This is a genomic window from Streptomyces pathocidini (assembly GCF_001418495.1).
Lineage (GTDB): Bacteria > Actinomycetota > Actinomycetes > Streptomycetales > Streptomycetaceae > Streptomyces > Streptomyces pathocidini.
Map to the genome: position 1 here is coordinate 1 of NZ_LIQY01000252.1, position 6,818 is coordinate 6,818.

The 6,818-nt window shown below is 68.8% G+C and carries 8 protein-coding genes and 2 pseudogenes; all 10 read left to right on the top strand.

All coding sequences use genetic code 11. The features are described 5' to 3' along the window. Window positions 1-241: pseudogene (locus tag AOK16_RS28240) on the top strand (transcriptional regulator); the annotation flags it as partial. A 2-nt stretch (window positions 242-243) separates the two neighbouring features. Beyond that, window positions 244-470 (top strand): annotated as a pseudogene (locus AOK16_RS28245) (transcriptional regulator); the annotation flags it as partial. After that, window positions 467-1,888 (top strand): Fe-S cluster assembly protein SufB, encoded by a 1,422-nt coding sequence (sufB, locus tag AOK16_RS13655; protein WP_055472541.1) that lies wholly within the window; start codon window positions 467-469, stop codon window positions 1,886-1,888. The pseudogene AOK16_RS28245 and the gene sufB, both read left to right, overlap by 4 nt. Window positions 1,889-1,952: 64 nt before the next feature. After that, the gene (gene sufD, locus AOK16_RS13660; protein WP_079101349.1) at window positions 1,953-3,182 is read left to right on the top strand and encodes a Fe-S cluster assembly protein SufD; all 1,230 of its coding nucleotides are present in this window, start codon (window positions 1,953-1,955) and stop codon (window positions 3,180-3,182) included. Further along, on the top strand, window positions 3,179-3,505 hold the full coding sequence (locus tag AOK16_RS13665; protein ID WP_055472542.1) for a non-heme iron oxygenase ferredoxin subunit: 327 nt from the start codon (window positions 3,179-3,181) through the stop codon (window positions 3,503-3,505). The genes sufD and AOK16_RS13665 overlap by 4 nt, the downstream gene beginning before the upstream one ends. A 7-nt stretch (window positions 3,506-3,512) precedes the next feature. Next, window positions 3,513-4,277 (top strand): Fe-S cluster assembly ATPase SufC, encoded by a 765-nt coding sequence (gene sufC, locus AOK16_RS13670; RefSeq protein WP_055472543.1) that lies wholly within the window; start codon window positions 3,513-3,515, stop codon window positions 4,275-4,277. Continuing rightward, entirely contained in the window at window positions 4,274-5,530 is a 1,257-nt protein-coding gene (locus AOK16_RS13675; protein WP_055472544.1) for a cysteine desulfurase, read from the top strand. The genes sufC and AOK16_RS13675 overlap by 4 nt, the downstream gene beginning before the upstream one ends. Before the next feature lie 64 nt (window positions 5,531-5,594). Then, on the top strand, window positions 5,595-6,062 hold the full coding sequence (sufU, locus tag AOK16_RS13680; protein ID WP_055472545.1) for a Fe-S cluster assembly sulfur transfer protein SufU: 468 nt from the start codon (window positions 5,595-5,597) through the stop codon (window positions 6,060-6,062). Beyond that, window positions 6,059-6,388, top strand: coding sequence for a metal-sulfur cluster assembly factor (locus AOK16_RS13685; RefSeq protein WP_055472546.1), 330 nt, complete (start codon window positions 6,059-6,061; stop codon window positions 6,386-6,388). The genes sufU and AOK16_RS13685 overlap by 4 nt, the downstream gene beginning before the upstream one ends. A 222-nt stretch (window positions 6,389-6,610) precedes the next feature. Then, on the top strand, window positions 6,611-6,818 hold a 208-nt coding region (locus AOK16_RS13690), incomplete at its 3' end, for a DMT family transporter (protein WP_169790892.1).

Consider the following 6,818-nt stretch of genomic DNA (forward strand, 5'->3'; position numbering starts at 1 on the left):
CACCTCGACTCGCTCGTCACGGACGGTGTCGTCGAGGCCCGCGAGCAGCGCGTCTACGGCTCGCGCGGGCGCGGCCGCCCGGCGCGGGTGTTCGCCCTCACCGACTGCGGCCGCGACATCTTCGACCAGGCCTACGACCAGCTGGCCGTCGACGCCCTGCGCTGGATCGCGCAGAGCGCGGGCGGCGGCGAGAAGGGCGAGGCCGCGGTCGCGGAGTTCGCCCGCGCCCGCCTGGCCGCCCNNTCGCCCATGCCGCCGAGCGGTTCCCGCAGCTGTGCGAGGCGGAGACCGAGGTCTTCTCCCGCCTGCTCGGCACGCATGTCCAGCGACTGGCCACGATCGCCCACGGCGACGGTGTGTGCACCACCTTCGTCCCGAAGGCGGGGCACGTCCCCAAGAAGCCGGACGAACGCACCACCCCCAAGACCACCACAGCATCTGCAAGCACGGCCGGGAGGAACCCCGCATGACTCTCCCCACGGAGACCGCCCACCCCGAGCTCGAGGGCCTGGGCACTTACGAGTACGGCTGGGCCGACTCCGATGTCGCCGGCGCCTCCGCGAAGCGCGGGCTCTCGGAGGAGGTCGTCCGCGACATCTCCGGGAAGAAGTCCGAGCCGGAGTGGATGCTGAAGCTGCGCCTGAAGGGCCTGCGTCTCTTCGGCAAGAAGCCCATGCCGAACTGGGGCTCGGACCTCTCCGGCATCGACTTCGACAACATCAAGTACTTCGTCCGCTCCACGGAACAGCAGGCCGCCTCCTGGGACGACCTGCCCGAGGACATCAAGAACACCTACGACAAGCTGGGCATCCCGGAGGCCGAGAAGCAGCGCCTCGTCGCGGGTGTGGCGGCGCAGTACGAGTCGGAGGTCGTCTACCACCAGATCCGTGAGGACCTGGAGGAGCAGGGCGTCATCTTCCTCGACACAGACACCGCCCTCAAGGAGCACCCGGAGCTCTTCAAGGAGTACTTCGGGACCGTCATCCCCGCCGGTGACAACAAGTTCGCCTCGCTCAACACGGCCGTGTGGTCCGGCGGTTCCTTCATCTACGTGCCGAAGGGCGTGCACGTGGAGATCCCGCTCCAGGCCTACTTCCGGATCAACACCGAGAACATGGGCCAGTTCGAGCGGACGCTGATCATCGTCGACGAGGGTGCCTACGTGCACTACGTCGAGGGCTGCACCGCGCCGATCTACAAGTCGGACTCGCTGCACTCCGCGGTCGTCGAGATCATCGTCAAGAAGAACGCCCGCTGCCGGTACACGACCATCCAGAACTGGTCGAACAACGTCTACAACCTGGTCACCAAGCGCGCCGTGGCCTACGAGGGCGCGACCATGGAGTGGGTCGACGGCAACATCGGCTCCAAGGTCACCATGAAGTACCCGGCCGTCTACCTGATGGGCGAGCACGCCAAGGGCGAGACCCTGTCCATCGCCTTCGCGGGCGAGGGCCAGCACCAGGACGCGGGCGCCAAGATGGTCCACATGGCCCCGAACACCTCGTCCAACATCGTCTCCAAGTCGGTGGCGCGGGGCGGCGGCCGGACCTCGTACCGCGGTCTGATCGAGATCGGCGAGGGCGCCGAGGGCTCCAAGTCCAACGTGCTGTGCGACGCCCTGCTGGTCGACACGATTTCCCGCTCGGACACGTACCCGTACGTGGATGTCCGCGAGGACGACGTGTCCATGGGCCACGAGGCGACCGTCTCCAAGGTCAGCGACGACCAGATCTTCTACCTCATGAGCCGCGGCCTCTCCGAGGACGAGGCGATGGCGATGATCGTGCGCGGCTTCGTCGAGCCGATCGCGCGCGAGTTGCCCATGGAGTACGCGCTGGAGCTCAACCGGCTGATCGAGCTGCAGATGGAGGGCGCGGTCGGCTGACGCCCACGCCCGCAGCACCTGAGCGCACTGTTTTCTGACGCAGAGAGAGAGCACGACGACAGCCATGGCCGAGCCGCAGAACTCCCCCAAGGACCTCCGACAGGCTCCGGTCCAGGGGGGACTCCCATCCGCGCTGGGTTCCACCACCTCCGGAGCAATCGCGGTGGCCGCCGAGTCCACCACGGCGACGCGGATGAGCGCCCCGCCGTCCTTCGACGTGGCGGACTTCCCCGTGCCGCACGGCCGGGAGGAGGAGTGGCGCTTCACTCCGCTCGAGCGCCTCAAGGGCCTGCACGACGGCTCGGCAGCCGCGGGCGGCGCCGATCTCAAGATCGACATCCTGGCGCCGGACGAGGTCACCCATGAGCTCGTCGACCGCTCCGACCCCCGGGTCGGCAAGGCGGGCAAGTCGGTCGACCGCGTGGCCGCCGCGGCGTTCTCCGCGTTCGAGAAGGCCTCGGTCATCACCGTGCCCAAGGAGGCGGTGCTCGCCGACCCGATCCGGATCGCCGTGCACGGCCAGGGCGGCACGACCTTCGCCCACCAGGTCATCGAGGTGGGGGCGTTCGCCGAGGCCGTCGTCGTCATCGACCACACCGGCGACGCCGTGCTGGCCGCCAACGTCGAGTACCACCTCGGCGACGGCGCCAAGCTGACCGTCGTCTCCGTCCAGGACTGGGACGACACCGCCGTGCACGCCGGGCAGCACACCGCGCTCGTCGGCCGCGACGCGACCTTCAAGTCCGTCGTCGTGACCTTCGGCGGCGACCTCGTACGCCTCAACCCGCGCGTGCAGTACCAGGGCCCGGGCGGCGAGGCCGAGCTCTACGGCCTGTACTTCACCGACAACGGCCAGCACCAGGAGCACCGGCTCTTCGTCGACCACGAGGCGCCCAACTGCCGCTCCAACGTCGCCTACAAGGGCGCCCTCCAGGGCCAGGACGCGCACGCGGTGTGGATCGGCGACGTGCTGATCCGCGCTGCGGCCACCGGCACGGACACCTACGAGCTGAACCGCAACCTGGTCCTCACCGACGGCGCCCGCGTCGACTCGGTCCCCAACCTGGAGATCGAGACCGGCGAGATCGTCGGCGCCGGCCACGCCTCGGCGACCGGCCGCTTCGAGGACGAGCAGCTGTTCTACCTGATGGCCCGCGGCATCCCGGCCGAGGAGGCCCGGCGCCTGGTCGTCCGCGGCTTCTTCGCCGAACTCGTCCAGCAGATCGGCCTGCCGGACGTCGAGGAGCGCCTCATCGCCAAGATCGAGGCCGAGCTGGAAGCGTCCGTCGCATGACGGCCGCCGGCTTCGTGCGCGTCTGCGCGCTCAGCGAGCTCGAGGAGGACACGCCCCGGCGCGTCGAGCTCGAGGGCACGCCGGTCTCGGTCGTCCGCACCGACGACGAGGTGTTCGCGATCCACGACATCTGCTCGCACGCGAACGTCTCGCTGTCCGAGGGCGAGGTGGAGGACTGCACCATCGAGTGCTGGCTGCACGGCTCGCGCTTCGACCTGCGCACCGGCAAGCCGTCCGGCCTGCCCGCGACGCGCCCTGTCCCCGTATACCCCGTAAAGATCGAAGGGGACGACGTGCTCGTCTCCGTCACCCAGGAGTCCTGAGGCACCCATGGCAACGCTTGAGATCCACGACCTGCACGTCTCCGTCGAGGCCGAGGGCGGCCCCCGCGAGATCCTGCGCGGCGTCGACCTGACCGTGAAGCAGGGCGAGACCCACGCCATCATGGGCCCCAACGGCTCCGGCAAGTCCACCCTGGCCTACTCCCTCGCCGGCCACCCCAAGTACACCGTCACCGGCGGCACCGTCACGCTCGACGGCGAGGACGTCCTGGAGATGTCCGTCGACGAGCGCGCCCGGGCCGGCGTCTTCCTCGCCATGCAGTACCCGGTCGAGGTCCCCGGCGTCTCGGTCTCCAACTTCCTGCGCACCTCCGCGACCGCGGTTCGCGGCGAGGCCCCCAAGCTGCGCACCTGGGTCAAGGAGGTCAAGGAGGCCATGGAGCGGCTCTCCATCGACCCCTCCTTCGCCGAGCGCAACGTCAACGAGGGCTTCTCCGGCGGTGAGAAGAAGCGCCACGAGATCCTCCAGCTCGAGCTGCTGAGGCCGAGCATCGCGATTCTCGACGAGACCGACTCCGGCCTGGACGTCGACGCGCTGCGGATCGTCTCCGAGGGCGTCAACCGGGTCCGCGAGACCGGAGAGGTCGGCACCCTGCTGATCACCCACTACACGCGCATCCTGCGCTACATCAAGCCCGACCACGTCCACGTGTTCGCGAACGGCCGCATCGCCGAGTCCGGCGGCGCCGAGCTCGCCGACAAGCTGGAGAACGAGGGCTACGAGGCATACGTGAAGGGCGGCGCGTCCGAGTGATCAATCTGCCGGGCCTCCTCGACACCGAGGCGATCCGTAAGGACTTCCCCCTCCTGGACCGCCAGGTCCACGACGGGAAGAAGCTCGTGTACCTGGACAACGCGGCGACCTCGCAGAAGCCGCGCCAGGTGCTCGACGCGCTCAGCGCGTACTACGAGCAGCACAACGCCAACGTCCACCGCGGTGTGCACGTCCTCGCCGAGGAGGCCACGGCGCTGTACGAGGGCGCCCGCGACAAGGTCGCGGCGTTCGTCAACGCGCCGAGCCGCGACGAGGTGATCTTCACCAAGAACGCCTCGGAGTCGCTCAACACCGTGGCCAACATGCTCGGTTGGGCCGACGAGCCCTACCGCGTGGACCGCGAGACCGAGATCGTCATCACGGAGATGGAGCACCACTCCAACATCGTTCCGTGGCAGCTGCTCGCGCAGCGCACCGGCGCGAAGCTGAAGTGGTTCGGCCTCACCGACGACGGCCGCCTCGACCTGTCCAACATCGAGGAGATCATCACCGAGAAGACCAAGGTCGTCTCGTTCGTGCTGGTCTCCAACATCCTGGGCACGGTCAACCCGGTCGAGAAGATCGTCCGGCGGGCCCAGGAGGTCGGCGCGCTGGTCGTCGTCGACGCCTCGCAGGCCGCGCCGCACATGCCGCTCGACGTGCAGGCACTGCAGGCGGACTTCGTGGCCTTCACCGGCCACAAGATGTGCGCCCCGACCGGCATCGGCGTGCTGTGGGGCCGCCAGGAGCTCCTGGAGGACCTGCCTCCGTTCCTCGGCGGCGGCGAGATGATCGAGACCGTCTCGATGCACTCCTCGACCTACGCCCCCGCGCCGCACAAGTTCGAGGCCGGTACGCCCCCGATCGCCCAGGCCGTCGGCCTCGGCGCGGCCGTGGACTACCTCTCCTCGATCGGCATGGAGGCGATCCAGGCCCACGAGCACGCGATCACCGAGTACGCGGTGAACCGCCTGCTGGAGGTCCCGGACCTGCGCATCATCGGCCCCACCACGGCCGAGGACCGCGGCGCCGCGATCTCCTTCACGCTCGGCGACATCCATCCGCACGACGTGGGCCAGGTGCTCGACGAGCAGGGCATCGCCGTCCGCGTCGGCCACCACTGCGCCCGGCCGGTCTGCCTGCGCTACGGAATTCCCGCGACCACGCGAGCGTCGTTCTATCTGTACTCCACGCCGGCCGAGGTCGACGCCCTCGTCGAGGGCCTGGAGCACGTAAGGAACTTCTTCGGTTAATGGACGCAGCGGTTAATGGAACGCAGCGGCTCATGGGACGCAGCGGCTAGGGGTTGGTTGGCTCGTGAAGCTGGACTCGATGTACCAGGACGTCATCCTGGACCACTACAAGCACCCGCACGGGCGGGGGCTGCGGGACGGGGACGCCGAGGTGCACCACACCAACCCGACGTGCGGCGACGAGATCACCCTCCGCGTACGGTACGAGGGCGAGCGGATCGCCGACATCTCGTACGAGGGCCAGGGCTGCTCGATCAGCCAGGCCAGCGCCTCCGTGCTCAACGAGCTGCTGGTCGGCAAGGACCTCGCCCGGGCGCGGAAGATCCAGGAGGCCTTCCTGGAGCTGATGCAGTCCAAGGGCCGGCTGGAACCGGATGACGCGATGGAGGAGGTGCTGGAGGACGCCGTCGCGTTCGCCGGCGTCTCCAAGTACCCGGCGCGCGTGAAGTGCGCGCTGCTGAGCTGGATGGCATGGAAGGACGCCACCGCCCAGGTGCTGGGCGACGGCGCTGCGAAGGAGACCACCCCATGAGCGAGACCACCACCAAGCCCGCGAGTGAGGAAGAGGTTCGCGAGGCGATGATGGACGTCGTCGACCCGGAGCTGGGCATCGACGTCGTCAACCTCGGCCTGGTCTACGGGATCCACGTCGACGACTCCAACATCGCGACCATCGACATGACGCTCACGTCCGCGGCCTGTCCGCTGACCGACGTCATCGAGGACCAGGCCCGCTCCGCGACCGAGGGCATCGTCAACGAGCTCCGCATCAACTGGGTCTGGATGCCGCCGTGGGGCCCGGACAAGATCACCGACGACGGCCGCGAACAACTGCGGGCCCTGGGCTTCAACGTCTGAGTCCCACCCGAGACTGAGGCCCACCCGAGACTGAGTCCCTCCACGTCTGAGGTCCATTCACGTCTGAGCCCACCCCGCGTCGCCCCGCTTCCCCGCGAGCGACTCATGCCCGCCAGTGCTCGCTGGCGGGCATGAGTCGTTTGTGTGGGGGGCCTATGTGTGCGGGGTGGCGTGAGGGGCGTATGCGTACGGGCGTACGCAACGTTGTGTACGCTCGTACGCATGGTGTGGGTGATGCTTGCCGGGGCGATCGCGGCCGAGGTCGTGGGGACGACCGCGATGAAGTACAGCGACGGGTTCAGCAGGCTGTGGCCGTCGCTGATCACCGTGGCCGGGTATCTGCTCGCCTTCGGGCTGCTGGCGCAGACCCTCAAGACGATGTCCGTGGGCACCGCGTACGCCGTGTGGGCCGGGGCCGGCACGGCGGTCG

What these genes read in the sequence shown, in the direction of transcription:
- sufB (WP_055472541.1), top strand. Translation starts at nt 467, where the DNA reads ATGACTCTCCCCACGGAGACCGCCCACCCCGAGCTCGAGGGCCTGGGC.
- AOK16_RS13685 (WP_055472546.1), top strand. Translation starts at nt 6,059, where the DNA reads ATGAGCGAGACCACCACCAAGCCCGCGAGTGAGGAAGAGGTTCGCGAG.
- AOK16_RS13665 (WP_055472542.1), top strand. Translation starts at nt 3,179, where the DNA reads ATGACGGCCGCCGGCTTCGTGCGCGTCTGCGCGCTCAGCGAGCTCGAG.
- sufC (WP_055472543.1), top strand. Translation starts at nt 3,513, where the DNA reads ATGGCAACGCTTGAGATCCACGACCTGCACGTCTCCGTCGAGGCCGAG.
- sufD (WP_079101349.1), top strand. Translation starts at nt 1,953, where the DNA reads ATGGCCGAGCCGCAGAACTCCCCCAAGGACCTCCGACAGGCTCCGGTC.